This window comes from Neorhizobium lilium (assembly GCF_004053875.1).
Taxonomy (GTDB): Bacteria; Pseudomonadota; Alphaproteobacteria; order Rhizobiales; family Rhizobiaceae; genus Neorhizobium; species Neorhizobium lilii.
Genome location: NZ_SBIP01000004.1, coordinates 487,263 through 512,974, shown reverse-complemented (window position 1 = coordinate 512,974; position 25,712 = coordinate 487,263). Strand labels below are relative to the sequence as shown.

The window sequence follows — 25,712 nt, the reverse complement described above, 5'->3', positions numbered from 1 at the left end:
AGGACATGGCACAGCCGAGGATACCGGGACCAAATCAGGCAAAAATTTGATCCCTCGGGGCTCTAAATCCCACCTGCAAGCAGCGTCAGTTCGGAGTTTGCTTGGAGAGCAGCCTATCCCTCCAAAGAGATGCTTGATCTATGCTTGTGACGAAAGTGCCTGATCCCAAGTGGCCGCGGCTGCGGCCACACAGCCAAGTCATCTTGACGAGTATGTGCTTCCGGTTTAATGAGTATGTAAGGAAGATTAGCCGAACTATACATGAATTTAAGTTTTGTTAGGGTTAATGATATACATGTTGCCGCATAGCAACATCGAATTTTAGCCGTCTGAGTGCCACAATCAATTCACAATTCGGCTCTTCCAATTCCTCAATTGGCATCCAAATTCATCCTCAGCGGGCAGGGAACAAAGCCGTCGTCAAGCGATTGTCACGACGTCTTTCCCGGCACAGCAGTAAAAGGAGAAAATTGTATGCGTATTCTCGTCGCAACTCTGATGGCCTCGGCTACCAGCCTTATCGCGCTTTCCGCGGCCAACGCCGCTGATGCCGTAAGCCAGATCCCGGAAGCACCGACCGCTGTTGAAGAAGCAGCTCCGGTCTCTAACTGGCAGGGCTTCTACCTCGGTGGTTATGGTGCCTATGATTGGGGTCGGTTCGGTGGCTATGGCGACCGTGACGGCAACCTCGGTGGTGGCGCCTTCACCGGCTACAACTGGCAGTCTGGCCAGATCGTTTATGGTATCGAAGCGGACGTCGGCTACAACGGCACCAGCAACGACACGATCGAAGGCTATGATGCCAAGGCCAAGTGGAACGGCTCCGTCCGCGGCCGCATCGGCTACGACATGAACCCCTTCCTGATCTATGGTACTGCAGGTATCGCTGCTCAGGATAACAAGCTGTCCGACGCGACCTCCTCCGACAGCAAGACTGCCGTTGGCTACACCGTCGGCGTTGGTGCAGAAGCCTTCGTCACCAGCAACATCACGGCCCGTGTCGAATATCGCTATACCGATTTCGGCAAGGACAGCTACAGCCTCGACTCCGGTTCGGTTTCGAAGGGCTTCGACGATCACAGCGTCAAAGTTGGTATCGGCGTGAAGTTCTAAGGCTGCCAAGCCTTCATGAAAAAAGCCCGGACCTCGGTTCGGGCTTTTTTCGTTTGTGAAGTAGAAGGTTAGGGTTAGGCAGCGGATTTCATCGTTGCGTAATGGCTGAACCGCTTGCCGAAGACATCCGGCCAGGAGGCCAGTTCGGGCCGGCCCTCCGCCCATTGTCCGTTGAAGCGCAGGTCGAGATAGCCGATGGTTGCTGCAAGCGCGAAATGCCCGCCATGCAGCTTCTTGCCCGTCTTCGGCAAGTTCTTTTCCAGATAGTCGAGACCGCGCACGACTTTGTCCCACTGCTTGTCGATCCAGGGCTGGTGGATCTTGTCCTCAGGTCGCGTGCGGCGCTCGTAGACGATCGCCAAAAGGCAATCCGTGATACCGTCGCACAGCGCTTCAAGCACTTCCGCCTGAGTCCGTTTGTCCTGGCTTTTCGGATAGAGCTTTCCGCCCGACAGCCGGTCGAGATAGTGCATGATCGCGACGCTGTCGTAGATCGCAGGCTCACTTTTTCGAATCAGCACAGGGATCTTGCCGAGCGGATTGCTGTCCAGCAACTCGGGCGGCTCCGCATTGGTGTCGGTCTTCACCTCGGCAATCTCGATGCCGAGGTGGCGCGCTGCCATCCGCACCTTTGCGGAATAGGGGGAGGCGGGAGAATAGAGCAGTTTCATTACGTCATCCTTCAGTGTCTCACCGCACAGGCGGCAAGGTGACCTGTTCGGCCGAGCAGCTGTCCTCATCCACTTCGGCGCATTCCCGGAACTGCAAATCCTTGGTCAGGCAGATGCGCACTTCGGCAAACTGGCGACCCTTGCAGCTTGTCGACATGCCGGTGCGGCTGAGGCCGGCATTGGCGGCGACGAACTTGTCTTCGATCTGGTCCGGTGAAATCGTCAGCACACCCTTGCTATGGGCGAAGTCCTGCGGAATGCGGACCTTCTGGTAGGCCTTCCTCACCAGTGCGAAATAGTCTTGCTGGTTGAGGCCGGTGCAGGTGCCGTGCTTGCGCCATTCATTGCCGATCAGGCCCATGGAGGGCATGATGTCGAACAGCGGCCGCCCCAGCTCTGTCGGGACCCGCTTCTCTTCCTTCGTCGTGCAGAATACAGGATAGCCCTTTTCATTCTGAGGCCAGAGACCGTGGACGATGAAGCCGAAATCCTTCTTCACACCACATTGCTGATCGTTCTTGCCAGCCTGCTGGCTGCTGCAGAAGCTCGGCGACCAGGACAAAGCGAGCACGTAGAAATCGAATACGCCCGGCTGCTGTGGCTGGCGGCGCTCCTGCGCCGATGCCGAGGTTGCAAGGCATGCCAGAATCACTGCCGTCAGAAACTGTTTCATCGCTCTACCCCTCCGATGCGCGGGCACCATGGTCGGGAAGCCGGAACCGGTCAAGATGGCAAGGCTGCCTGTCCTAATCCGTTTCGTCCGGCACGCTTTCTCCCGTCAGCCAGAAGGCGCGGTGCGAGGCAAAGCGGTCTTGCGTCATGATCGTCTTCAGCACAGGCAGAAGCGTATGCAGCTCGGCCTTGAGCGTGAAAGGCGGGTTGACGATGACGAGGCCCGAGCCGGAAAGACCGGTCTCGTCCCGGTCGCTTTTCACCGATAGCTCGGCGCACAGCATTTTGGGGATCTGCAGCGCCTGCAGCTCTTCATGGAAGGCCTTGATCGGCGCGTTCTTCTTGATTGGATACCAAAGGCAGTAGGTGCCGCCGGGAAACCTGCGATAGGCGGTGGCGAAGCCCGTGACGAGCCTGCTATATTCCCCCTCCGCCTCGAAGGGAGGATCGACCAGCACGATGCCGCGCTTTTCCTTCGGCGGCAGGTGAGCGCCAAGCGCAAGCCAGCCGTCAAGCTCAGTGGCGCGGACCTGGTAGTCGCCCTCGAACAGCCGGTGCAGCCGGTTATAGTCGTCCGGATGCAGTTCCATGGCCGACAGGCGGTCCTGCGGGCGAAACAGCATGCGGGCGAGCTTAGGCGATCCGGGGTAGAGCCTCACGCCGCCATTCGGGTTCAGCTCGCGAACCGCATCGAGATAAGGCGCCAGCAGTTCCGCCACCGGCGCCGGCAGTTCAGCCTCGATCAGCCGGCCGATCCCGTCGCGCCATTCGCCGGTCTTCTGCGCTTCTTCGGAAGACAAGTCGTAAAGCCCGATCCCGGCATGGGTGTCGAGCACCCGGAAGGCCTTGTCCTTGTTCTGCGCATAGCGGATCAGCCGCGCGAGAACCGCATGCTTGAGAACGTCGGCAAAATTGCCTGCATGATAGATGTGCCGGTAGTTCATGTGCCTCTGGAGCCTTTCAGGGTTAAATGGAACCATTCTGCGGCCGGGATTTTCCGTCAGAATCGAGGCTTTCGGCGACGGGCATACCTTAGGTACGTCCGAGACGAAAGCCGAAGATAATGGCGGAAAATCATGCCGCCCTTCGGGTTGGCTCAAGGCGGGGCATCCGCTTTGTCGAGCGGCTTGGCCGTATGCTATGGCTACGACACGCGCCGCTCTCCTCGCATCTGCTCCCGCCTGAGCCAACAGCACTGTTTCCATTTAATCCTGAAAGGCTCTATGGCCCGGATGAATTAAATTGATGCGCTGCAAATGCCGCTTTTGGCCGGGCTCCGCTTGTCCTATAGAAAAGCCATGAACGTTGCGACCAAAATCACCGCCCAGTCGACGCTTGGGCACAATTCCATTGGCCACACGGTCTGTCCCCACGACTGTCCCTCCGCCTGCGCGCTGGATGTCGATCTGACGTCCGACGGCCGCATCGGCCGAGTGCGCGGGTCTGCGGACAACACATACACGGCAGAGGTTATCTGCGCCAAGGTGGCCCGCTATAGTGAGCGGATCTACCATCCCGACCGGCTGATGGTCCCAAAGCGTAGGATCGGCCCCAAAGGCGGCGGCTCCTGGCAGGAGATTTCCTGGGAAGCAGCGCTGGACGAGATTGCAGACGCCTTCGTAAAGGCCGAGGCGCGGCATGGCTCGGAGGCGGTCTGGCCATATTTCTACGCGGGCACCATGGGGCAGGTACAGCGCGACTCGATCGAGCGGCTGCGCCACGCCAAGAAATATTCCGGCTTCTTCGGTACGATCTGTACCAACATGGCCTGGACCGGCTATGTCATGGGCACGGGTGCCCTGCGCGGTCCCGATCCGCGCGAAATGGCGAAGTCCGACTGCGTGGTGATCTGGGGCACGAATGCGGTCTCCACCCAGGTCAACGTCATGACCCACGCGATAAAGGCCCGCAAGGAGCGCGGCGCCAAAATCGTCGTCATCGATATCTACGACAACCCGACCATGAAGCAGGCGGATCTGGCGCTGGTGCTGAAGCCCGGCACGGATGCCGCACTTGCCTGCGCGGTCATGCACGTGGCCTTCCGCGACGGTTATGCCGACCGGGCTTATATGGATGCTTATGCCGATGATCCGGCGGGGCTCGAAGCGCATCTGAGAACGAAGACGCCGGAATGGGCCTCCGCCATCACGGGCTTGTCCGTCGCAGAGATCGAGGATTTCTCAAGGCTTGTCGGCACGACGAAAAAGACCTTCTTCCGCCTCGGATACGGCTTTGCCCGCCAGCGCAACGGCACCGCCGCCATGCACGCAGCGCTGTCGGTCGCGACCGTGCTTGGTTCCTGGCAATATGAGGGCGGCGGCGCCTTCCACAACAATGGCGAGATCTACCGGCTGAACAAGTCGGAACTCATGGGTGCGGCCTATGCCGATCCGGACATCCGCCAGCTCGACCAGTCGCAGATTGGTCGCGTGCTGACCAGCGATGCGGAGGCCCTGCGCCACGGCGGCCCGGTGACGGCGCTTCTGATCCAGAATACCAACCCGATGAACGTTGCGCCCGAACAGCGCCTCGTTCGCCAGGGTTTCATGCGCGAAGACCTGTTCGTGGCCGTCCACGAGCAGTTCATGACGGATACGGCGCAGGTCGCCGATATCGTGCTGCCGGCCACCATGTTCCTTGAACACGACGATCTCTATCGCGGTGGCGGACACCAGCACATCCTGCTCGGGCCGAAACTGGTGGAGCCGCCGGCGACCGTTCGCACCAACCTCTTCGTCATCGAGGAACTGGCAAAGCGCCTTGGTGTCGATCACTTCCAGGGCTTCGGCCGCGACGAGCGACAGCATATCGAGACGATCCTGCAGGCGAGTGGCTGGGGCTCCTACGAGGACCTGAAACGCGATCGCTGGATCGACGCGCAGCCTGATTTCGAGACGGCTCACTATCTCAAGGGCTTCGGCTATCCGGATGGCAAATTCCGCTTCAGCCCGGATTGGGTAAACGGCCCGTCGCCGGACAAGCCGCCGAAGAATGTCGGGCCGCAGGGTCCCTACGCACAGCTTCCGGTCTTCCCGGATCAGGTGGATGTGATCGAGCTGGCCGACGCGGAACATCCGTTCCGGCTCGCGACCTCGCCTGCGCGCAGCTTCCTCAACTCGTCCTTCAGTGAAACCAAGGGCTCCTACGAGCGGGAGGGGCGCCCGAACGTAATGATCGACCCCTCCGATGCCGCCCGTCTGGGCATCCTCGATGGCGACGTCGTGCGGCTTGGCAATGCGCGCGGCGAGATTCGCCTTCATGCGAAGCTGGTTTCGGGTGCGCGTCCGGGCGTGCTGATCGCCGAAGGTTTGTGGCCGAACAGCAAGCATCTGGACGGCGAAGGCATCAACGTGCTGACCGGCGCCGACGCGGTTGCGCCCTATGGCGGCGCGGCTTTCCACGACAACAAGGTTTGGCTGCGCAAGGACATGGCATGACGGATACGAACGGCCGGGTAAAGATCGTCAGGCAAGAAACCCTGTCGGAGGGTTGGACGCGGCTTTCCGGTTACGAACTGGATTACGCCGACCAGCAGGGCAACGTTCACCGCCTGCACCGGGAAATCTACCACCGGGGCGAGGCGGCAGCTATCCTGCTTTACGACGCCGGGCGCGGCAATGTCGTGCTGGTGAAGCAGTTCCGACTGCCAGCCTATCTCACCGGCAACCCAGCCTGGATGGTGGAAGTGCCGGCAGGTATGCTGGACGAAGATCACCCGGAGGAAGCCATCCGCCGGGAAGCCATGGAGGAAACCGGCTACCGCCTGCGGGACGTCCGGCTCCTGTTCAAGGCCTTCATGTCGCCCGGCGCGATCACCGAGATCGTGCACTTCTTCTATGCGCCGATCGATCTCAGCGACCGGATGGAACAGGGCGGCGGGCTGGCCGAAGAGCATGAGGATATCGAAGTGCTTGACGTGCCGCTGGACGACGCACTTGCAATGATCGAGAGGGGCGAGATCTGCGATGGCAAGACGATCATGCTCCTGCAATGGGCGGTGATCAATCGCAATAGCTTGGCGGGCTAACCTTTGCCACGGCTACGGCTGGGCGTCATAGGACTGTCACGATGGAAGCATAATCGCTGCCCCTCGTAAAACACCTCAAGCGGACGGAGACGGCCATGTGGCTCAGCAATTTCACCCTGGTTTTGCCGGACGAGGTAGTCGAGAACGGATCGGTGCGGATCGAGGCTGGCGAGATCGCCGAAATCCGCGATGAGCCTGTGGCGAATGCGGCCATGGACGGCGGAGGGCGGCTGCTGATGCCGGGCTTCGTAGATCTGCATGGCGACATGATCGAGCGCGAGATCGCGCCGCGCCCCAATGCCCAGATGCCGATCGATTTCGGCATCCACGAACTCGACAAGAAACTGGCAGCCGCCGGCGTGACGACCGCCTATGCCGCCGTCTCCTTCGCCACCGAGAGCGTTTATGGCCATGTCCGCTCCCTGGAAACGACCTCCGCCGTCATCGAAGGCATCAACAGGTTGCGCGACAATCTGCTCGTCGATCACCGCGTACATGCCCGCTACGAGATCACCAATATCGGTGCAGCACCGGCGCTGGAGCGACTGCTGGAAGCAGGTGAAATCGACATGGTTTCGCTGACCGACCACACGCCGGGTCAGGGCCAGTACAACAATGTTGCCGCCTATATCGCCAGCATTTCCGAGCGCCGCGCCATTTCCGAGGAGATGGCAGCCGAGATCGTGCGCAAGCGGATCGCCATGCGCGACAATCCCGATATCGATGCCAGATTGAAGGAAATCGTCGCCCTGACGCGCAAGCATGGCCTGTCGCTCGCCTCCCATGACGATGACAGCGCGGAAAAAGTGGCTGAGATGTTCGATCTCGGTGTCACGATCAGCGAATTCCCGGTGACGGCACCGGCCGCCGAAGAAGCCCGCCGTCGGGGTCTGTGGACATTGATGGGCGCGCCGAACGCGCTGCGCGGCCAGTCCATGTCGGGCAATCTGAGCGCACTCGATGCAGCGAAGGCGGGATTGCTGACCGTGATTGCGGCGGATTATCATCCTGCCGCGTTCGTGCCGGGCATATTCAAGCTCGCCGAAGTGAGTGAGGGTGGCTTGGCCGCAGCGGTCGCCATGGCGACTGCCAATGCGGCGCGGGCGGCCGGCCTGAATGATCGCGGCGCCATTGCTGTCGGACAGCGCGCTGATCTTGTCGTGGTCGAGAAAGGCGACGTGCACCGTATTCGAGCCACTTTCCGAAGCGGCCAGTTCGTCTACAGCGACGGCACGCTCCATTCGCTTCGAGCGGCTGCTGCTTGAGGCAAGCAATCAGGCGATAAGGACAACACGCTCATTCACGGCGGCCGTCATCAGGCGCCTGTCCAGCGTGGCCAGCGGCACTTGCCTTTCGATGGCCAGTGCGAGGTAAGCGGTAAGGCGGTGCCTTTCTGCAAGGTCCAGGATCAAGGATGAGTTGAAGGTGGAAACAGTATCGATCTTCAACTGACTGAGCCGCATCATGGAACGGTGTACCTCAGCAAATGATAGTCTTTGCCGCCTGCAGGCCATCATCAGAACATTTCGCATCTCGTGCCAGAAAAGATCGGGAACGAGAGCAAGTTCGGCGTCGCAACGCAGCAGCACCGCGTCCGCAACCGTGCTTTCCTCGTCTGGAAGAAACCATACAAGCGCAACCGACGCATCAATGACAAAAGCCATTCAACGCCGCCCGATCTGCTTCCATTCTGCGATTTCAGCCTGCGTCACCGGCTGCCGGCCCGAACGCTCGCGAAATATGGTTTCAATCAGTTCTTTCGAACTGGCAGGCTTTGTCACAGCAGCAATTCTTGCCACCGACACGCCATCGCGGACGAGGATGATTTCCTCGCCGGCCTCGACCTTTGCAAGCAATTCGGACAAGTCCGCGTCGCCGATATTGACGGTAATCGTCATGGTCATGCTCCATGGATGCGAGGGCGCATGATGACGCGCACGCGGCAGTCGGTCAAGGATCGGCCTCAGGCGGAGATCAGCATCCCTGCATCGAGAGGTGCCGTCGCCGTCTCGTGCACAGCCCTGCCATTTTCCATCTTCACTTTGCCTTCAGCCAAAAGCTTGAGCGCCAGCGGATAGAGCTTGTGCTCGACCGTCAGTACGCGGCCGGCAAGGATCTCCGCAGTATCGCCGGTCAGAACCGGGACAACGCCCTGCGCCACGATCGGGCCTTCGTCCATGCCTTCGGTGACGAAGTGAACGGTGCAGCCGGCGAGCCTCATGCCGGAATCGAGCGCGCGCTGGTGCGTGTGGAGACCGGGAAACAGCGGCAACAGGGAAGGGTGGATATTCAGCATCCGGCCTTCATAGCGGCTGATGAACGCGCCGGAAATCAGCCGCATATAGCCGGCGAGGCAGATGATGTCGGGCTTGATATCATCCAGCGCCATGAGGATGGCAGCTTCGTGCTCCGCCTTGGAAGCGAAATCCTTGCGCTCGAAGGCGTAGGTCGGGATGCCGCGAGCTGTCGCCTTGGCGAGACCTCCGGCGGAGGGTTTGTCTGAGATCACCGCTGAAATCTCGGCAGGGAAGTCAGACGCGGCGCAGGCATCTGCCAGCGAGATCATGTTGGAGCCGCCGCCGGAGATGAACACGGCAACCCGCTTGCGCGCCGGAGCCGGGCCGGAACTCATAATGCGAGCGTGCCCTTGTAGGCGACGCCGGTGCCCCCTTCTGCCCTGTCGATCATGCGGCCAAGCGGCACGACGATCTCACCTTCGGCAGTCAGGGTATCGCTGACGAGTTGCGCGTTTTCGGGCGACACCACGATGATCATGCCGATGCCGCAGTTGAAGGTGCGCAGCATTTCCTTTGGCTCGACGCCGCCGGTCCTGGCAAGCCATGAAAAGACCGACGGAACGGGAATGGCGTCGAGGTCGATCTCGGCCGCGAGGGTCTTCGGCAGTACGCGCGGAATGTTTTCCGGAAACCCGCCGCCGGTAATATGGGCCAGTGCCTTGAGTGCTCCGGTGCTGCGGATCGCCTTCAGCAGCGGCTTCACATAGATGCGCGTCGGCGTCAGCAGGGCTTGGCCCAGCGTCTTGCCATCGAAGAAGGGCGCAGGTGCGTCCCAGGCGAGGCCGGACAAGGCCACGATCTTGCGCACCAGCGAGAAGCCGTTCGAATGCACGCCGGAAGAGGTGAGACCCAGAATGACGTCGCCGCTGGCAATATCGCCCACCGGCAGCAGCTGGCCGCGTTCTGCGGCGCCCACGGCAAAGCCGGCAAGGTCGTAATCGCCGTCGGAATACATGCCGGGCATTTCGGCCGTCTCGCCGCCGATCAGCGCACAGCCGGCATCCCGGCAGCCGGCAGCGATGCCCTGCACGATAGCCGCACCCTGGTCCGGGTCGAGCTTGCCGGTGGCGAAATAGTCGAGGAAGAGCAGAGGCTCGGCGCCCTGGACGACCAGATCGTTGACGCACATGGCGACAAGATCGATACCGACCGTGTCGTGAAGCCCGGCATCTATGGCGATCTTCAGCTTGGTGCCGACGCCGTCATTGGCGGCCACGAGAATGGGATCGGTAAAACCGGCCGCCTTCAGGTCGAACAGTCCGCCGAACCCGCCGATTTCGCCATCGGCACCGGGACGGCGGGTAGATCGAACCGCCGGCTTGATCTTCTCCACCATGAGGTTGCCCGCATCGATATCGACGCCGGCATCGCTATAGGTGAGACCGTTTTTGCCCGGCTCGCTCATCCTCCACCTCCAGTGGGATCAATGGAAACAACAAGCTGCCGCCATTGCACGGCCTGCCGGGATATGCAAGCGTTGCGGCGGCTTTTGAAAGGTTTTCACAAGGACCGCTTCAGCGCAATGGCATCGAACTTGACCTCTGAGCCCTCGCCGCTCATATGCCTCCACGCCGAGAAACAAGAGGATCGGACATGCCCTATCAAGTCAGCGGCGCCAGCCTGAAACGCCATATCCTGTTCTGGACGGGCGTGCTGCTCTTCTTCGTCCTGTTTCTCTGGTTCTTCCGGACCATTCTCCTGCCCTTCGTGGCGGGCATGGCGCTTGCCTATTTCCTGGACCCGGTTGCGGATTGGTTGGAGCGCCGTGGCTTGAGTCGCACCATGGCGACTGTCGTCATCCTGGTCTGCTTCGTGCTCGTCTTCGCACTGTCACTGATGCTGGTCATCCCGATCATCGTCAACCAGTTTGCGCAGTTTGCGGCAGCGCTTCCAGGCTATATTTCGGACCTGCAGCGGATACTGTCGAGTCCGCAGACCTCTTTCCTGCCAAGCTGGATCACCGACCAGATCGAGACGCTCAAGCAGAACTTCACGGAGGTCTTGGGGCAAGGGGCCGGCTTTATCGGCACGCTGTTCGCGCAGATCTGGAACTCCGGCAAGGCGATCGTCGATGTCGTCTCGCTGCTGATCGTCACGCCCGTCGTCGCCTTCTATCTGCTGCTCGACTGGGACAGGATGGTGGCAAAGGTCGATAGCTGGATCCCGCGTGACCAGGTAGTCATGGTCCGTGAGCTTGCTCACCAGATGGATCAGTCGGTGGCGGGCTTCATCCGCGGTCAGGGCTCGCTCTGCCTCATCCTCGGTATCTATTACGCAGTTGGGCTTTCGCTGGTAGGCCTCAATTTCGGCCTGCTGATCGGCTTCGTCAGCGGCATGGTCAGCTTCATTCCCTATATCGGCTCCACATTCGGGCTCGTGCTGGCCGTCGGCATAGCCTTCGTGCAGTTCTGGCCTGACTATGGCTGGATCATCGCAGTCGCCTGCATCTTCTTCTCTGGCCAGTTCTTCGAGGGGAACATTCTGCAGCCGAAGCTTGTCGGCCAGAGCGTCGGACTTCATCCGGTCTGGCTGATGTTCGCGCTGTTCGCCTTCGGCGCCATGTTCGGTTTCGTCGGTCTGCTGATTGCAGTGCCGGCGGCGGCGGTCGTTGGCGTGCTTGTCCGCTACGCCCTGTCGCGATATCTTGATAGCGACATCTATTACGGACGTTCGGTCGATCTGCCATGGGAAGAACCCAATGCGCCCGTGCTGGAGCATGGCAAGGCCTCGCAGATCGCGCCGCGGAAAGATTGATGGCCCAATGACGGAACGCGAGCGAAGCAGGGTCGAGCAATTGCCGCTGCAATTTGCCCATGATCCGGCCAGGAGCCGGGACGACCTGCTGGTCTCCGAACGCCTGGCGGCTGCGGTGTCGGTTGTGGACGACTGGCCGTCATGGCCGTCCCCTGTGGTGATCCTGGCCGGCCCGGTGGGATCGGGCAAATCGCATCTGGCGCATATCTGGCGCGAGCGGTCGGGCGCCACCGAGATTCATCCGCTGCAGGGTTCGGATGCGTCCGTCACGGCCGCGGCAGGACCTGTTCTGTTCGAGGATGCCGAGCGTCGCGGCTTCGATGAGACGGAGCTCTTCCATGTGATCAACAGCGTGCGCCAGAACGGCCACACGCTGCTGATGACCTCGCGGATGTGGCCTATATCCTGGCCGGTCGCGCTGCCCGATCTCAAGTCGCGCCTGAAGGCGGCGACCGTGGTGGAGATCGGCGAGCCGGACGAGGATCTGCTGGCACAGGTCATCGTCAAGCTGTTCTCGGACCGTCAGCTTTATATCGACGACAAACTTGTTCTCTACATCGTGAACCGCATGGAGCGGTCGCTCGGTGCGGCGCAAACGATCGTCGAGAGACTGGACCGGCTCGCCCTGGGGCGCGGAACGCGCATCACCCGGGCTCTGGCGGCCGAGGTTCTGAGCGACGTCGGAAATTCTGGAACCGGCGATTGACTATGACAGTTCCGTCAGGAACTTGTGTTTCCGCGCCAATGGCTTAGGGTCACGCTATACACGCAGGGATAGATGAAATGGACACGATGACGACGGAAACGCAGCAGCCGGAGCCGGTGACGTCCGGCAGTGCCGATGATTTGCTGGCAAGCCCGGATCGATTCATCAACCGTGAGTTTTCTTGGCTTCAGTTCAATCGCCGCGTTCTTGAGGAAACGCTCAACACCGCCCATCCGCTTCTGGAGCGTCTGCGCTTCCTGTCGATCTCCGCGACTAATCTCGATGAATTCTTCATGGTGCGCGTGGCCGGTCTCGAGGGCCAGGTGCGCCAGGGCATCGTCATCCGCAGCCCCGACGGCAAGACACCGGCCGAGCAGCTCGATTTCATTCTCCAGGAGATCGTCAACCTGCAAATGGAGCAGCAGGCCTCGCTTGCCGTCCTGCAGCAGTATCTTGCGCAGGAAGACATTCTGATCGTTCGCCCGGCCGCTCTTTCCCCCGAAGATCGCAACTGGCTTGCCGGGGCTTTCGAGGCGGAACTTTTCCCGGTCCTCACCCCGCTTGCCATCGATCCGGCCCATCCTTTTCCCTTCATTCCCAACCTCGGCTTCTCCATGGGCCTGCAGCTGAACAGCAAGCATGGCAAGGAGCCGATGACCGGCCTTCTGCGTCTGCCGACGACGCTGGACCGCTTCATCCGCATCCCCGATGAGGGAACGACGATCCGCTACATCACGCTCGAAGATGTGGTGAGCATGTTCACGGACCGCCTGTTCCCGGGCTACGAGGTGAAGGGCGCGGGAACCTTCCGCCTCATCCGAGACAGCGACATCGAAGTGGAGGAAGAGGCCGAAGATCTGGTGCGCTTCTTCGAGACGGCTTTGAAGCGTCGCCGCCGTGGCAAGGTCATCCGCATCGAGACCGATTCGGAAATGCCGGCCTCCCTGCGCCAGTTCGTGGTGCATGAGCTCGGCGTGCCGGATAACCGCGTGGCGGTTCTGCCGGGACTTCTGGCGCTCAATACGCTGTCGGAGATCACCAAGGCGCCGCGCAACGATCTGCGCTTCGAAAGCTACAATGCGCGATTTCCAGAACGCGTCCGCGAACACGCAGGAGATTGCCTCGCCGCCATCCGCGAAAAGGACATGGTGGTCCATCACCCGTATGAGTCTTTCGATGTTGTGGTCCAGTTCCTCCTTCAGGCGGCGCGTGACCCGGATGTGATCGCGATCAAGCAGACACTCTACCGGACCTCCAATGACAGCCCGATCGTGCGGGCGCTGATCGATGCTGCCGATATGGGCAAGTCGGTGACGGCCCTCGTGGAGCTCAAGGCCCGCTTCGACGAGGAGGCCAATATCCGCTGGGCGCGTGATCTGGAGCGCGCCGGCGTGCAGGTCGTGTTCGGCTTCATCGAGCTGAAGACGCATGCCAAGATGTCCATGGTGGTGCGTCGCGAGGAAGGCAAGCTGCGGACCTACTGCCATCTCGGCACCGGTAACTATCATCCGGTGACAGCCAAGATCTATACGGACCTGTCCTTCTTTACCTGCAATCCGAAGATCGCCCACGACATGGCGAACATCTTCAACTTCATAACCGGCTACGGGGAGCCGACGGAGAGCATGAAGCTTGCCGTCTCGCCCTATACGCTACGTCCGCGCATTCTGCGCCATATCGAGGAAGAGATCTGCCACGCACAGAACGGCAAGCCGGCGGCCATCTGGATGAAGATGAATTCGCTGGTCGATCCGGAGATCATCGATGCGCTGTACCGCGCTAGCCGGGCAGGGGTGGAAATCGATCTGGTCGTGCGCGGCATATGCTGCCTCAGGCCGCAGGTTGCGGGACTTTCGGACAATATCCGGGTCAAATCGATCGTCGGCCGCTTCCTGGAGCACAGCCGCATCTTCTGCTTCGGCAATGGTTACGGACTGCCGTCCGACAAGGCGCTGGTCTATATCGGCTCGGCCGACATGATGCCGCGCAATCTCGACCGGCGCGTGGAAACCCTGGTGCCGCTGATGAACCCGACTGTGCACGAGCAGGTTCTCTCCCAGATCATGCTGGGCAATCTGATTGACAATCAGCAGAGCTACGAGATATTGGCCGACGGCACGTCACGGCGCATGGAGGTGCGCAAAGGCGAAGAACCGTTCAACGCGCAGCACTACTTCATGACCAATCCGAGCCTGTCCGGCCGCGGCGAAGCCCTGAAGTCCAGCGCCCCGAAACTGATCGCCGGCGTCATGTCCGGACGCAAGAAATAGAACAGCATGGTACGATCTGAAGCCCAGGGGCGCCTTCCGGGAATTGCCCCTGTCTCCGTCATCGACATCGGTTCGAACTCCGTCCGCGTCGTCATTTATGAAGGCATGTCGCGCGCTCCGACAATCCTGTTCAACGAGAAGGTCCTGTGCGGTCTCGGCAAGGGACTGGGCTCGAGCGGGCGTATGGACGAAGAGGCTGTGCAGCGGGCGCTTGCGGCATTGAGGCGCTTCCGCGCGCTGTCGACTCAAGCTCGTGCCGATGAGGTGTATGTGCTGGCGACGGCCGCCGCCCGCGAGGCTTCCAATGGGCCGGACTTTGTTCGCCAGGCGGAAGAAATCCTCGGCCAGCCGATCCAGGTCTTGTCTGGCGAGGACGAGGCGCGATATTCGGCACTTGGCGTCATCAGCGGCTTTCACGATGTGGATGGAATTGCAGGCGATCTGGGTGGAGGATCGCTGGAACTGATCGACATTCGCGGCAAGGAATTCGGACGCGGCATCACGCTTCCTCTCGGAGGCTTGCGCCTGTCGGAATCGTCGGGCAACTCGCTTCCCAAAGCCCGCACCTTTGCCCGCAAGCAGGTGAACACCGCCCGCTTCCTCGAAAAAGGGGAAGGGCGCACCTTCTATGCCGTGGGCGGCACCTGGCGTAACATCGCCAAGCTGCACATGGAGATCACCAAATACCCGCTGCACATGTTGCAGGGCTACGAGCTGCCGACTGCCGAGCTGCAGCGGTTCCTTGAAGACGTGATCGCCGCCAAGGACAGCAAGGACCCTGCCTGGCAGGCTGTATCCAAGAGCCGCCGCGCACTTTTGCCTTTTGGCGCGGTCGCGCTGCAGGAAGTGCTGACGGTCATGAAGCCCGCCAAGGTGGTCTTTTCGGCGCAGGGCGTGCGCGAAGGCTATCTCTACTCGCTGCTGCCTGACGAGCAACGTGACAGCGACCCGCTCGTGGTTGCCGCCGACCAGTTAGCGATCCTTCGCGCCCGCTCCCCCAAGCATGCGAGGGAATTGGCCGAATGGACGGGCCGCATGGTTCCCTTCTTCGGTATCGACGAGACCGAGGAGGAAAGCCGTTACCGCCGGGCAGCCTGCCTGCTTGCCGATATAAGCTGGCGCGCTCATCCCGACTATCGCGGTGCCCAGGCACTCAACGTCATTGCCCATTCGTCTTTCGTCGGCATCACCCATCCGGGTCGCGCCTATCTGGGCCTTGCAAATTACTACCGCTTCGAGGGCCTGAACGACGACGGGGCAACGGATGCCTTGGTCGCCATTGTCACGCCGCGTCTGCTCGAGTTGGCAAAGCTCCTTGGCGGGCTGTTGCGCGTGGTCTATCTCTTCTCCGCCTCCATGCCCGGCATCGTCAATCATCTCGCCTTCCGCGCCGCCTCGCAGCCGGATCTCGACCTCGAATTCGTCGTGCCGCATGCCTATCGCGATTTCGCAGGCGAACGTCTGGACGGACGGCTCCAGCAACTTGCAAAGCTGACCGGGCGGCGGCTCGCCTTCACATTCGAATAAGCTGCAGCATATCGAAAAGGGGGCAGGCGCGACATCTGTGCATGGGGTGCCGCAGACCGGCTCCGTCCATTGTTCACGGATACGAAACGCTGCAGTCACCATCTGCCGATTGTAGATCGGATACGGGATATCCACTTAAAGGATACGCCGGACGCACAGCCCGGCAGCAAAATCCCAAAGGAACATCATCATGAAAAAGGTCTTTGCGGTCGCCGTGCTGGCTGCCCTTGCCGGCGCGCATTCTGCGTTTGCGATCGAACCTATCCCCGGCAGCATCACCTATCGGGGCCAGCCGCATACGAGGCTGCAGAAGGCTCCCGTTGGAAGCCCCGTCCAGAACCAGTTTTACTATAATGGCGAGGATTACCGGGAAACCTACATCATTCAGCCGGACCGCAGCCTGAAACTGGTGGAGCGCCATATGGTGCAGATCCCTGGCGACCGATAACCGCAGCTGTCTGATTGGATAAAAAAGCCCCGGCACAGTCCGGGGCTTTTCCGTATTTAGCCTTGAAACGCTCTAAAGTCTTACTTGGCGTTCAGGAATTCTGCCGCTTCGATCAGGCTGAATTCGTTATTGTCTGCCTTGTCGACAGCACGGCCGGCCGAGAAAGGCAGGTTGTTGTCGTTGCCGATGATGAGATGCGTCGCATCCACGCGATCGACGTTTTCGATCGTTACGAAGGGCATGTCGTAGACACCGTCCTTGGAGCCGGCCTTCTTCTTGTTGTCCGGGTCCTGGATGTTCAGCAGGTCGATATAGCCGATCTTGCGAACGGTCTTGCCGGCATTGGCGTCGTTGAATTCGATCTTGTAGACACGCTTCAGTTCCGCCGGGGCTTCGAAGCAGTCAGGCTTCGGCTGCTTGGGGTCGGCGCAGGCCCTGTCCTTGGTGCCGGCGCCGTTGTCGCGCTCGATGACGAGAGCAGTCGTTTCGTCCAGCATGTTGAAATCGCCGATCGAGGCGCCCTTGTCGGCAAACGGATAGAGCCAGGTGCGGCCGGTCCACTTTTTGCCTGCAACGTCGAACTCGGCGATGCGGATGGCGGTGTGCCCATCGACGCTCTCGACCTGGCCGTCGTCCTTGTAGAGCGGGCCTTCCAGAAGCGCGTAGAGCTTGTTGCCGTCCTTGGACATGGCGAGCCCTTCAAAGCCGCCCGAACGCTTCAAGTTGAAGCCCGGGTTCTTGAGGGTAGGATTGCCGGGGAGCTGAATCAGCGGATTGTCGGGCGACATCACCGGCTTGCCGTCGATAGTGGTCGAAAACACGTCGGTCAGCTGGCCCTGCGCGTTCACCTTGATGAGGTAGGGACCGAATTCGTCGCCGATCCAGAAGCCGTCGGCAACCGGCTGGATGGACTCGATGTCGAAATCGGAGCCGGTGAGGTAGCGCGTATTGCTGCCTTCCATGACGATCGGGAACGGGGCGACCTTGTTAGGGTCGGACAGGAAGAGGTTCTTGACGATCTCCACCTTGTTGCTGGCCCAGTCGAACTTGACCTGATGCAGGAACAGCATGGCGTCGCTGGAAGTGGCTTTGGAGCCGAAACCGTTGTCCGTCAGGGTCCAGAATGTGCCGTCCGTCATGGTCTTGATACCCGAGAACCCCTGGACCGGCTGGCCAGCGAGCGGAAGCTTGATGTCGGTAACCCGTGCTCCGTCCTTGCCGTCGACGGTGCCGAGCTTTTCGGTACGCTTGCGGTCGGGCGTCGTGAACTTGCCGGACGTCTTCAGAAAGTCCGGCGCATCGGCCGGTGCCGCCGCAAGCGTATTGGCAGGCAGGATGGCCTGACCGGCAAGCTTGGCGGGGAAAACCTGGTCGTCGGCGAAGGCAGGCGCGGCGAAAAGCGCGGCAAGCGCCACGGAAGCAAGAAGTCTGGTCATGAATCACCCGTTGGTTGGCGTGTCGAAAGATGCTGAACCCCATAGGTTGTCCGCATGACGGGGAGATGATGGCTATTTGAACTTTGGATGAAGCTTGATCCAGGGCGATTTTTCAAAAAGGATCATTGGCTTGCCAGGGAGCGAAGGTTTCAGACGCTTCGTCTGAGCGCCGTCCATCGCCCGGGCGTCATGCCGAAGGTCTTCTTGAAATGGCGGGTGAAATGGGCCTGGTCGGCGAAGCCCGAATCAAGCGCGGCCTGCGCAAGGCCAACGTCCTCGGTCAGCGCCGCCTTGGCGCGGTCCAGCCGGCGCATAACGAGATAGCGGTGCGGGCTGGTGCCGAACAGGCGACGGAACTGGCGCGCCGTCTGATAGCGGTCGAGGCCGCTCACGGCTTCAAGTTCCTCCGACGATACGGGCCGGTCGCAATGCTCCCGCAGATAGTCCCGGCACCGCAGCATCGCGGCTCGATCGATGCTGCTGCCAGTCTGGTGTGCTGCTTGGCCTGTTAAGTCGTCGGAGTTCCGCCGCAACGCTGCACCCAGCCGCAGGATGAGATCGTCCAGCATCAGGGCTTCTGGCTGTGTGTCGAGGTCATCGAGCGCTTCCGCAAGACAGAGCCGGAACCTGTGGTCGGCCACGATAGGATCCGGCACGAAGGGCAAGCCCTTGGCGCCGCCGCCTGCCTCGGTCAGGCGCTCCGGCGGAAGGTAGAGCATGCGATAGGTGAGGCCGTCGTCCGTTCCAGCCGAACCGTCATGCACCTCGTCCGGGTGCAGCACGATCACATTGCCGGGCAGGCTGGCGCGTTCGGCGCCGCGATAGCGGAAAGTCTGTACGCCGGAGACCGTAATCCCGAGCGCATAAGTGTCGTGCCGGTGCGGCTCGAAGCCATGCCCATGAAAGTTGGCCTCGATCCGTTCGATATTGCCTGCCGCCGGCGCATGCAGGATCCCATCCGGCTTCACGGCACCCTTGCACGAACGTTCAAGACTCAATGACGGGCCGGCGGCTATGGCCTGTCCAACTGCAGAAAGAGAGCCGGAGTTCTTACCCATGTTCGATACCAAGATCGCGATCGTCCTCCGCGATGACCTTGCACCTTGGCAGGCGCTGAATGTGACAGCCTTCCTGACGAGCGGGATCATTGCCCAGACGCCGGATATCATCGGCGAAGCTTACTGGGACAGAAGCGGCAATGTCTACAACCCGCTGTCGGTCCAGCCAATCGTGATCCTGGTCGCCGACCAGGAGACATTGCGCGCCATCCACCGCCGTTCGCTGGAGCGGCAGGTGACAAGCTCGGCCTATGTCGAGGAAATGTTCTCCACCGGCCATGATGCGGCCAATCGCGAAGTCTTCGCCCGTTTCTCTCCGGAAGATGCAAGGCTCGTCGGCATTGCTTTGCGCACCGATAAGAAGATCATCGACAAGATCACCAAGGGTGCCAAAATGCACCCGTGAGCATCGGCCATCCGACGCCCGTTCAAGCCTCAAGCGCGAGCGTGGCGAAGCTTGCCAGCCAATGTTCGCCCATATAGTCCCCCGCGACATGCGGCAGCGCTGTATCCATGTGCGCAGCGGCGGCATGCTCCATGACAGGCCGGCGTGGATCGTTGCTTGGAAGCGCTTTGAGCAGCGATCGCCAGCACCAGGCGCGGGACAGGTTGAGCCCGTCGAGATGAGCAATCTTCCCGTCCGAACGGTCAGAGACCGATGCCGGGTGGAACAGCGTTGCGGGCTGGCTCTCGGCTATCCGCGGCAGGAAGCGGTCGAACCAGGGCAGGAAGTCGTTCACCGGCATCAGGCGGCGCATGCACTCGGCCTCGATCAGTGCCGAGGACAGGAAATCGTCGCCCGACGGCTCTCCCCAGGCAGGGCAAGCTTCATCCTCGCCATACCAGCGCCGCGCCGTCTTCTGAAGCAAGGATATCAGCGCGTCATCTTGAACTGCCTCGGCATAATCGGCTGCAAGGCGGATGGAGAAGGCAGTATTGTAATGCGTGCCGACCCGCACCGGATAAGTGGCGATCGGCAGGAACTCCATGAAGCGTTCGACAAACACATGTGTCAGCGGACGGAGGCTTTCGGCCCAGTCTCCGCCTTCCAGCTCTTCGAGTTCCGCGGCAAGCTTCAGCAGCCATCCCCAGCCGTAAGGCCGCTCGAACCCGCGTTCGAGAGGCTGCGCTAACATGGCGCATTCTCCTCCCACCTTCTCCGGCACCAACATCGTATCGAACAGACTGCGAATGTCGGCGGCCGCATCGATCTGCGGAAAGCGGCGCAGGATGCGGGCGAGCATCCAGTAGCCGTGGACGCAGGAGTGCCAGTCGAAGCTGCCGTGGAAGATCGGATGAAGCTGGCTCGGCGTTTTCGCATCTTCGGGACCTGCCAGAACATTGCCCGGCTTATAGGGGTATTCCCGCCTCACATGCCCGAGCGCGATGGTTGCGAAACGCTGGGCGGTGGGGGAGTCAAGGCCTGGAGATGGGGACATGGAACCTCGCTGGCAGAAAGATGCCATTTACCACTGAACGCTGTCATCACCGACGTACGGAGCCCGCCATCGCGAAATGCACGGCCTCATCACCACCACCCGCGATACTTCGCCATTTGAGCGGCCGGCATTCCGATCGTCAATCCCTGTACGCTCTCGCCTACAGTTCGACAGCTTCGACCTTTTTGTTGACGAAGCGCAGCGCAACGCCGCCTTCGATAAGCTTCAGGGCTGTGTCGCCGAAAAGCTCGCGGCGCCAGCCGGAAAGAGCCGCAACTTCGGCCTTGTCGCCCTCGGCGGCGATCCGCTCCAGATCGTCGGTATTGGCGATCACCTTGGCGGCAACACCTTCCTTGTCCGAGATAAGCTTGAGCAGCACCTTCAGGAGCTCAACCGCAGCCGCGGTGCCTTCCGGCACATGCACATGCTTGGGCGGCTGCGGCATGTCCGATTTCGGAAGCCCCAGCGCGGCGTTGACGGCCTCGACGATCGCGGTGCCGGAAGAGGAGCGTTCCCAGCCCTTCGGCACCGTTCTCAGGCGTGAAAGGGCTTCCGTATCCTTTGGCTGCTGCTGGGCGATCTCATAGATGGCATCGTCCTTCAGGACCCGCGAACGGGGCACGTTGCGGCTGCGCGCCTCGCGTTCACGCCAGGCGGCAATGATCTTGAGAACCGCCAGTTCCTGGGGCTTGCGCAGTCGGGACTTCAGCCTCAGCCAGGCGTCGTCCGGGTGCATGTCGTAGGTCTGCGGCGATTCCAGCACCGCCATTTCCTCCGTCAGCCACAGGGCGCGGCCTTCGCGCTCGAGCTGCGCCTTGAGGAAGAGATAGACGTCGCGCAGATGGGTGACGTCTGCCAGGGCATATTCAAGTTGCTTGTCGGACAGCGGCCGGCGGCTCCAGTCGGTGAAGCGAGACGACTTGTCGAGGGGGACGTTCTTGATGCGGCTGACAAGCTGGTCGTAAGACACGGAATCGCCGAACCCGCAGACCATGGCGGCCACTTGCGTGTCGAAGATCGGGTGCGGAACGAGGCCGCCGAGATGGTGGACGATTTCGATGTCCTGCCGTGCCGCGTGGAACACCTTGGTGACCGCAGCATTCGCCATCAGTTCGAAAAAGGGCTGGAGATCGAGCCCCTTTGCCAAGGGATCGACCAGGACTTCAACCGACGGGCTCGCCATCTGGATCAGGCAGAGCTGCGGCCAGAAAGTCGTTTCCCGAAGGAACTCCGTATCGATGGTGATGAAGTCCGATTGAGCCAGCTTTGCGCAGGCCTCCTGAAGTGCGGCAGTCGTTTCGATCATCGTTTCAATCACGTGAAGGTTGTCAGCTTTCCTTCTCCTTCCGGCTGCATAAGTCAATACGTCCTGACCCTAAGCTTGTTCATCTTTCTCTGGTGGAGTGGCCAGCCGGTTGAAATAGGCTGAGGTCCTCAGCAGCGAGCGGAAGCGCCATTTGCGTTCGGAAGGCGGGACAGGAGCCCGCACCCGCATGCGCTGCAGAGTGAAGATCATGAAGCCGGCGAAGATGAAGGACGTGTACAGGAAGAAAGCGCGGGGGCCGTAATATTCGAGCAGCATGGAGGCCAGCAGCGGTCCGATCGTGGCACCCACCGACCAGAAGAACAGGAGGCCGGCGGATACAAGCGCATGTTCGCCCTCCTTGGCATAGTCGTTCGCGTGCGCGGAGCACAGCGAATAGAGCGGCATGGAGAAGGCACCGAACAGGAAGACGCTGACGATATTGGCAAGCTCGTTCGTGCCGGCGCCGAAGGATAGATAGGCGCCGGTGATGATGGACCCCATGGTTGCCCACAAAATGACGCGCCGGCGGTCGAGCCTGTCGGAATATATGCCGAGCGGATATTGCAGCACGACGCCGCCGATGATCCCGGCGCTCATGAAAGTCGCGATCGAGGTAATGCTCATGCCAAGCTCCTTGGCATAGATCGGCCCGATATTGCGGAAGGCAGCCATGCTGAGCCCGACCGCCACCACGCCCACTACCGAAAGCGGCGAAATGCGCCACACTGCGCGCAGGTCGAAGGTGATCGCCTCGGGCGGCCTCGGGCTCGATTTGTCGGCAACCGAGATCGGCACGAGCGACAGCGTCAGTGCAATGGCGATAATATTGAAGACGATCGGGCCTTCCATGCCGACGGTCGGGATGATGTATTGAGCAACGGTGACCGAGCCCAGATCCACGAAGCGGTAGATAGAGAGCGTGCGGGCGCGGTTGGCATTGGTGACCTTGGCATTGATCCAGCTTTCCACGGTCGCAAACAGGCTCGCCACCGCAATGCCGATCACGAAGCGCATGGCAAACCAGAAGGTCGGATCCACAACCATGGACATGCCGATGGAGGCGGAGGCGCTGACGGCGGCCATCGCGGAAAAGGTGCGGATGTGACCGATGCGACGCAGCAGCCTCGTCACATAGATGCAGCCGATGGCGAAGCCGACACTATAGCCTGCGCCGATCATGCCGATGATGGAAGGCGAGAAGCCTTCGGCCGATCCGCGCAACGCGATATAGGTGCCTTGCAGGCCGTTGCCGCCGATCAGAATGCCGGCAGTGACGAGGAGGGGTATCAGCGGGCGAACATGGCTCATCGGATTTTCAAGCTGAATCGGCTGCGCCGCTGGCGGGGAATCTTGACTTGTAAGGGAGTAGCTTGAAAAACCTGCCAAAGACAGGGTCAATGCGACAGACAGTGACCAGTCTTGACAAACAAAGCCTGTCATGCGCTTGTCGCGCCGATTTTCCATGCGACCGGAAGGCAGCGTTTTGCGCGCCGAAAGCGGTCATGCTCATCAGTCCAGGATATGAAAATGCACCGTTACCGCAGCCACACCTGTGCCGCCCTCCGCAAGTCCGATGTCGGATCCACCGTCCGCTTGTCGGGATGGGTGCATCGCGTGCGCGACCATGGCGGCCTGCTGTTTATCGACCTGCGCGACCATTACGGCATGACCCAGGTGGTTGCCGATCCGGACAGCCCCGCCTTCAAGATCGCCGAGACCGTGCGCGGCGAGTGGGTGATCCGTATCGACGGCACTGTGAAGGCGCGTTCCGACGAAACGGTCAACAAGAACATGGCGACCGGCGAGATCGAGCTCTACGCGCAGGAGATCGAGGTGCTGGCCGCAGCCAAGGAACTGCCGCTGCCGGTCTTCGGCGAGCCGGAATATCCTGAGGACGTGCGTCTGAAATATCGCTTCCTCGACCTGCGCCGCGACACGCTCCACAAGAACATCGTCAAGCGGACGCAAGTCATTGCCGCCATGCGCCGCGAAATGGGCAGCATCGGATTCACCGAATATTCGACACCGATCCTGACGGCGTCCTCGCCGGAGGGCGCGCGTGACTTCCTGGTGCCCTCGCGCATCCATCCCGGCAAGTTCTTCGCCCTGCCGCAGGCGCCGCAGCAGTACAAGCAGCTTCTGATGGTGGCCGGCTTCGACCGTTATTTCCAGATTGCCCCTTGCTTCCGCGACGAAGACCCGCGCGCCGACCGCCTGCCGGGCGAATTCTATCAGCTCGACCTGGAAATGAGCTTCGTTACCCAGGAAGACGTCTGGAACACGATGGAACCGGTGATCCGCGGCATCTTCGAGGAATTCGCGGAAGGCAAGCCTGTCACCAAGGAATTCCGCCGCATCCCCTATGACGAGTCGATCCGCAAATATGGCTCCGACAAGCCGGATCTGCGCAATCCGATCGAAATGCAGGCTGTAACGGAGCATTTCGCCGGCTCCGGCTTCAAGGTCTTCGCAGGCATGATCGCCTCCAACCCGAAGGTCGAGATCTGGGCCATCCCGGCCAAGACCGGCGGCTCCCGCGCTTTCTGCGATCGCATGAACGCCTGGGCGCAGTCGCAGGGGCAGCCCGGCCTCGGCTACATCTTCTGGAAGGAAGACGAAGGCAAGATCGCCGGCTCCGGCCCGCTTGCCAAGAACATTGGCGAGGAACGCACGCACGCCATCCGCACGCAGCTTGGCCTGGACGCTGGCGACGCCTGCTTCTTCGTGGCCGGCGACCCGGACAAGTTCTACAAGTTCGCGGGTGAGGCGCGCAATCGCGCCGCCGATGAGCTGAACCTGATCGACCGCGACCGGTACGAGCTCTGCTGGATCGTCGATTTCCCCTTCTTCGAATACAATGAGGAAGAAAAGAAGATCGATTTTGCCCACAATCCCTTCTCGATGCCGCAGGGTGGCATCGAGGCATTGGAAGGTCAGGAGCCACTGTCGATCAAGGCCTATCAATACGACATGGTCTGCAACGGTTTCGAAATTGCCTCGGGTTCGATCCGTAACCAGCTGCCGGAGGTCATGGTCAAGGCCTTCGAAATGGTCGGCTTGAGCCAGCAGGACGTGGAAGACCGCTTCGGCGGCCTTTACCGTGCCTTCCAGTATGGCGCCCCGCCGCATGGCGGCATGGCCGCGGGTGTGGACCGCATCGTCATGCTGTTGACGGGTGCCAAGAACCTACGCGAGATCACGCTTTTCCCGATGAACCAGCAGGCACAGGACCTGTTGATGGGGGCGCCTTCGGAAGCGACGCCAACGCAGCTGCGCGAACTGGCGATCCGCCCGATCCCGCCCGTCAAGAAGAACTGATCGTTCGACATTCGATCAAGCACGGCGGCATTCGTGCCGCCGTTGTCGTTTCAGGTATTCGGTACTGCGTCGTCCGGATAATGCCATTGCGAGTTTACCTTCCAGACGTTGCGGCCGTCCGCCTACGGGTTTTACCGTCAAGCATGTACGACGGCATCAGCCTTAAGGCTGACGCCGGAACCATCTCCTTCAGCTTGTGTTGTTACCGCAGCAAAAGCAGAGGGAGAAAGATTATGCGCAAGACTCTACTGGCCGCGTCGGCGGCCTTTGTTGCCCTTACGGGCGCGGCCTGGGCGCAGAGCACGGTCATTATCCAGGAGCCTGCACCGGCGCCCGTGGTCACCCAGCGGTCCACCGTGGTCATGCCCGGCCAGGTCCGCACCTACGTTCTGGAACAGCGTGTCCCATCCGTAGTCTACGAAGGCGACGTCGTCGTCGGTTCGACACTGCCGGAAACCGTCGAAGTGCACACCGTGGATGGCTATGACGACTACGCCTACACTGTCGTCAATGAGCATCGTGTGATTGTCGATCCGCGCACTCGCGCAGTCGTTCAGGTTCTCGACTGATCCCACGTAACAACGGTTGAAGGCCCGCCCGCGCCTGACGCAGGCGGGGCTTTTTCATGCTGACCCTTGCCGCGCACCGCGTCTGCAGGTAGAAGCTGCAC

Annotated in this window: 24 protein-coding genes; 12 read left to right on the top strand and 12 right to left on the bottom strand. The window is 60.9% G+C overall.

Going from position 1 to position 25,712, the window contains the following annotated elements; genetic code table 11:
* The first annotated feature begins 474 nt into the window (after positions 1-474).
* Positions 475-1,113: an outer membrane protein gene (locus EPK99_RS19400; protein WP_128444727.1), complete on the top strand. Its 639-nt coding sequence runs from the start codon at positions 475-477 to the stop codon at positions 1,111-1,113.
* A 74-nt stretch (positions 1,114-1,187) separates the two neighbouring features.
* Here EPK99_RS19400 and EPK99_RS19395 read toward each other — a convergent pair whose 3' ends face one another.
* The 3 genes from EPK99_RS19395 to EPK99_RS19385 form a co-directional block, all read right to left on the bottom strand.
* Positions 1,188-1,784 carry a glutathione S-transferase gene (locus EPK99_RS19395; protein WP_128444726.1) on the bottom strand — a complete coding sequence of 199 codons (597 nt, stop codon included), beginning with the start codon at positions 1,782-1,784 and terminating at the stop codon, positions 1,188-1,190.
* 19 nt (positions 1,785-1,803) lie between these two features.
* Positions 1,804-2,457 carry a ribonuclease T2 family protein gene (locus tag EPK99_RS19390; RefSeq protein WP_128444725.1) on the bottom strand — a complete coding sequence of 218 codons (654 nt, stop codon included), beginning with the start codon at positions 2,455-2,457 and terminating at the stop codon, positions 1,804-1,806.
* A gap of 73 nt (positions 2,458-2,530) precedes the next feature.
* Entirely contained in the window at positions 2,531-3,400 is an 870-nt protein-coding gene (locus tag EPK99_RS19385; protein ID WP_128444724.1) for a 23S rRNA (adenine(2030)-N(6))-methyltransferase RlmJ, read from the bottom strand.
* Positions 3,401-3,754: 354 nt separating this feature from the next.
* Here EPK99_RS19385 and EPK99_RS19380 point away from each other — a divergent pair, with 354 nt between their 5' ends.
* The 3 genes from EPK99_RS19380 to EPK99_RS19370 all read left to right on the top strand — a co-directional run bounded on the left by EPK99_RS19380 (position 3,755) and on the right by EPK99_RS19370 (position 7,748).
* On the top strand, positions 3,755-5,893 hold the full coding sequence (locus EPK99_RS19380; RefSeq protein WP_128444723.1) for a molybdopterin-containing oxidoreductase family protein: 2,139 nt from the start codon (positions 3,755-3,757) through the stop codon (positions 5,891-5,893).
* Positions 5,890-6,483, top strand: coding sequence for an NUDIX domain-containing protein (locus EPK99_RS19375; RefSeq protein ID WP_128444722.1), 594 nt, complete (start codon positions 5,890-5,892; stop codon positions 6,481-6,483). Before EPK99_RS19380 ends, EPK99_RS19375 begins: the two co-directional genes overlap by 4 nt.
* 95 nt (positions 6,484-6,578) lie before the next feature.
* On the top strand, positions 6,579-7,748 hold the full coding sequence (locus EPK99_RS19370; RefSeq protein ID WP_128444721.1) for an alpha-D-ribose 1-methylphosphonate 5-triphosphate diphosphatase: 1,170 nt from the start codon (positions 6,579-6,581) through the stop codon (positions 7,746-7,748).
* A 9-nt stretch (positions 7,749-7,757) separates the two neighbouring features.
* Here EPK99_RS19370 and EPK99_RS19365 read toward each other — a convergent pair whose 3' ends face one another.
* The 4 genes from EPK99_RS19365 to purM all read right to left on the bottom strand — a co-directional run bounded on the left by EPK99_RS19365 (position 7,758) and on the right by purM (position 10,185).
* Positions 7,758-8,147, bottom strand: coding sequence for a type II toxin-antitoxin system VapC family toxin (locus tag EPK99_RS19365; protein ID WP_128444720.1), 390 nt, complete (start codon positions 8,145-8,147; stop codon positions 7,758-7,760).
* Positions 8,148-8,381, bottom strand: a complete 234-nt coding sequence (locus EPK99_RS19360; protein WP_128444719.1) for a type II toxin-antitoxin system Phd/YefM family antitoxin — start codon at positions 8,379-8,381, stop codon at positions 8,148-8,150.
* Between the two features lie 65 nt (positions 8,382-8,446).
* Positions 8,447-9,118, bottom strand: coding sequence for a phosphoribosylglycinamide formyltransferase (gene purN, locus EPK99_RS19355; RefSeq protein WP_128444718.1), 672 nt, complete (start codon positions 9,116-9,118; stop codon positions 8,447-8,449).
* Entirely contained in the window at positions 9,112-10,185 is a 1,074-nt protein-coding gene (gene purM / locus EPK99_RS19350) for a phosphoribosylformylglycinamidine cyclo-ligase (protein WP_128444717.1), read from the bottom strand. The genes purN and purM overlap by 7 nt, the downstream gene beginning before the upstream one ends.
* A 188-nt stretch (positions 10,186-10,373) precedes the next feature.
* Between purM and EPK99_RS19345 the strand changes: the two genes are divergently transcribed.
* From EPK99_RS19345 to EPK99_RS19325, 5 genes are all read left to right on the top strand, one after another.
* Positions 10,374-11,534, top strand: a complete 1,161-nt coding sequence (locus tag EPK99_RS19345) for an AI-2E family transporter (RefSeq protein ID WP_128444716.1) — start codon at positions 10,374-10,376, stop codon at positions 11,532-11,534.
* A gap of 7 nt (positions 11,535-11,541) precedes the next feature.
* Positions 11,542-12,240, top strand: coding sequence for a DnaA regulatory inactivator HdaA (gene hdaA / locus EPK99_RS19340; RefSeq protein WP_128444715.1), 699 nt, complete (start codon positions 11,542-11,544; stop codon positions 12,238-12,240).
* Positions 12,241-12,326: 86 nt separating this feature from the next.
* Positions 12,327-14,510, top strand: a complete 2,184-nt coding sequence (locus tag EPK99_RS19335; protein ID WP_425374226.1) for an RNA degradosome polyphosphate kinase — start codon at positions 12,327-12,329, stop codon at positions 14,508-14,510.
* A gap of 6 nt (positions 14,511-14,516) precedes the next feature.
* Positions 14,517-16,037, top strand: a complete 1,521-nt coding sequence (ppx, locus tag EPK99_RS19330) for an exopolyphosphatase (protein ID WP_128444713.1) — start codon at positions 14,517-14,519, stop codon at positions 16,035-16,037.
* Between the two features lie 190 nt (positions 16,038-16,227).
* Positions 16,228-16,485, top strand: coding sequence for a hypothetical protein (locus EPK99_RS19325; RefSeq protein WP_128444712.1), 258 nt, complete (start codon positions 16,228-16,230; stop codon positions 16,483-16,485).
* Between the two features lie 80 nt (positions 16,486-16,565).
* Here the strand turns inward: EPK99_RS19325 and EPK99_RS19320 are convergent, their stop codons facing one another.
* Both EPK99_RS19320 and EPK99_RS19315 read right to left on the bottom strand, forming a co-directional pair.
* Positions 16,566-17,921: an esterase-like activity of phytase family protein gene (locus EPK99_RS19320; protein WP_128444711.1), complete on the bottom strand. Its 1,356-nt coding sequence runs from the start codon at positions 17,919-17,921 to the stop codon at positions 16,566-16,568.
* Between the two features lie 149 nt (positions 17,922-18,070).
* Positions 18,071-18,871: an AraC family transcriptional regulator gene (locus EPK99_RS19315; RefSeq protein WP_128445014.1), complete on the bottom strand. Its 801-nt coding sequence runs from the start codon at positions 18,869-18,871 to the stop codon at positions 18,071-18,073.
* 106 nt (positions 18,872-18,977) lie between these two features.
* Here EPK99_RS19315 and EPK99_RS19310 point away from each other — a divergent pair, with 106 nt between their 5' ends.
* Positions 18,978-19,385 (top strand): DUF2000 family protein, encoded by a 408-nt coding sequence (locus tag EPK99_RS19310; RefSeq protein WP_128444710.1) that lies wholly within the window; start codon positions 18,978-18,980, stop codon positions 19,383-19,385.
* Positions 19,386-19,407: 22 nt separating this feature from the next.
* On the opposite strand, the gene EPK99_RS19305 is transcribed toward EPK99_RS19310, so the two are convergent.
* The 3 genes from EPK99_RS19305 to EPK99_RS19295 form a co-directional block, all read right to left on the bottom strand.
* Positions 19,408-20,418 (bottom strand): DUF2891 domain-containing protein, encoded by a 1,011-nt coding sequence (locus tag EPK99_RS19305; RefSeq protein WP_128444709.1) that lies wholly within the window; start codon positions 20,416-20,418, stop codon positions 19,408-19,410.
* Positions 20,419-20,578: 160 nt separating this feature from the next.
* On the bottom strand, positions 20,579-21,724 hold the full coding sequence (gene rnd, locus EPK99_RS19300; protein WP_128444708.1) for a ribonuclease D: 1,146 nt from the start codon (positions 21,722-21,724) through the stop codon (positions 20,579-20,581).
* A gap of 69 nt (positions 21,725-21,793) precedes the next feature.
* The gene (locus EPK99_RS19295; RefSeq protein ID WP_128444707.1) at positions 21,794-23,032 is read right to left on the bottom strand and encodes an MFS transporter; all 1,239 of its coding nucleotides are present in this window, start codon (positions 23,030-23,032) and stop codon (positions 21,794-21,796) included.
* Between the two features lie 219 nt (positions 23,033-23,251).
* Between EPK99_RS19295 and aspS the strand changes: the two genes are divergently transcribed.
* Both aspS and EPK99_RS19285 read left to right on the top strand, forming a co-directional pair.
* Positions 23,252-25,042, top strand: a complete 1,791-nt coding sequence (aspS, locus tag EPK99_RS19290) for an aspartate--tRNA ligase (protein WP_128444706.1) — start codon at positions 23,252-23,254, stop codon at positions 25,040-25,042.
* Positions 25,043-25,275: 233 nt separating this feature from the next.
* Positions 25,276-25,611, top strand: a complete 336-nt coding sequence (locus EPK99_RS19285) for a DUF1236 domain-containing protein (RefSeq protein ID WP_128444705.1) — start codon at positions 25,276-25,278, stop codon at positions 25,609-25,611.
* Positions 25,612-25,712 lie beyond the last annotated feature (101 nt).

Excerpts from the sequence above, each read along its gene's own strand:
- EPK99_RS19365 (WP_128444720.1), bottom strand. The coding sequence starts at position 8,147 with ATGGCTTTTGTCATTGATGCGTCGGTTGCGCTTGTATGGTTTCTTCCA.
- EPK99_RS19345 (WP_128444716.1), top strand. The coding sequence starts at position 10,374 with ATGCCCTATCAAGTCAGCGGCGCCAGCCTGAAACGCCATATCCTGTTC.
- EPK99_RS19285 (WP_128444705.1), top strand. The coding sequence starts at position 25,276 with ATGCGCAAGACTCTACTGGCCGCGTCGGCGGCCTTTGTTGCCCTTACG.
- purM (WP_128444717.1), bottom strand. The coding sequence starts at position 10,185 with ATGAGCGAGCCGGGCAAAAACGGTCTCACCTATAGCGATGCCGGCGTC.
- EPK99_RS19360 (WP_128444719.1), bottom strand. The coding sequence starts at position 8,381 with ATGACGATTACCGTCAATATCGGCGACGCGGACTTGTCCGAATTGCTT.
- aspS (WP_128444706.1), top strand. The coding sequence starts at position 23,252 with ATGCACCGTTACCGCAGCCACACCTGTGCCGCCCTCCGCAAGTCCGAT.
- EPK99_RS19335 (WP_425374226.1), top strand. The coding sequence starts at position 12,327 with ATGACGACGGAAACGCAGCAGCCGGAGCCGGTGACGTCCGGCAGTGCC.
- EPK99_RS19320 (WP_128444711.1), bottom strand. The coding sequence starts at position 17,921 with ATGACCAGACTTCTTGCTTCCGTGGCGCTTGCCGCGCTTTTCGCCGCG.
- EPK99_RS19390 (WP_128444725.1), bottom strand. The coding sequence starts at position 2,457 with ATGAAACAGTTTCTGACGGCAGTGATTCTGGCATGCCTTGCAACCTCG.
- EPK99_RS19295 (WP_128444707.1), bottom strand. The coding sequence starts at position 23,032 with ATGAGCCATGTTCGCCCGCTGATACCCCTCCTCGTCACTGCCGGCATT.
- EPK99_RS19305 (WP_128444709.1), bottom strand. The coding sequence starts at position 20,418 with ATGTCCCCATCTCCAGGCCTTGACTCCCCCACCGCCCAGCGTTTCGCA.
- EPK99_RS19380 (WP_128444723.1), top strand. The coding sequence starts at position 3,755 with ATGAACGTTGCGACCAAAATCACCGCCCAGTCGACGCTTGGGCACAAT.
- rnd (WP_128444708.1), bottom strand. The coding sequence starts at position 21,724 with ATGATCGAAACGACTGCCGCACTTCAGGAGGCCTGCGCAAAGCTGGCT.
- ppx (WP_128444713.1), top strand. The coding sequence starts at position 14,517 with ATGGTACGATCTGAAGCCCAGGGGCGCCTTCCGGGAATTGCCCCTGTC.
- EPK99_RS19395 (WP_128444726.1), bottom strand. The coding sequence starts at position 1,784 with ATGAAACTGCTCTATTCTCCCGCCTCCCCCTATTCCGCAAAGGTGCGG.
- EPK99_RS19375 (WP_128444722.1), top strand. The coding sequence starts at position 5,890 with ATGACGGATACGAACGGCCGGGTAAAGATCGTCAGGCAAGAAACCCTG.
- EPK99_RS19370 (WP_128444721.1), top strand. The coding sequence starts at position 6,579 with ATGTGGCTCAGCAATTTCACCCTGGTTTTGCCGGACGAGGTAGTCGAG.
- hdaA (WP_128444715.1), top strand. The coding sequence starts at position 11,542 with ATGACGGAACGCGAGCGAAGCAGGGTCGAGCAATTGCCGCTGCAATTT.
- EPK99_RS19310 (WP_128444710.1), top strand. The coding sequence starts at position 18,978 with ATGTTCGATACCAAGATCGCGATCGTCCTCCGCGATGACCTTGCACCT.
- EPK99_RS19385 (WP_128444724.1), bottom strand. The coding sequence starts at position 3,400 with ATGAACTACCGGCACATCTATCATGCAGGCAATTTTGCCGACGTTCTC.
- EPK99_RS19400 (WP_128444727.1), top strand. The coding sequence starts at position 475 with ATGCGTATTCTCGTCGCAACTCTGATGGCCTCGGCTACCAGCCTTATC.
- EPK99_RS19325 (WP_128444712.1), top strand. The coding sequence starts at position 16,228 with ATGAAAAAGGTCTTTGCGGTCGCCGTGCTGGCTGCCCTTGCCGGCGCG.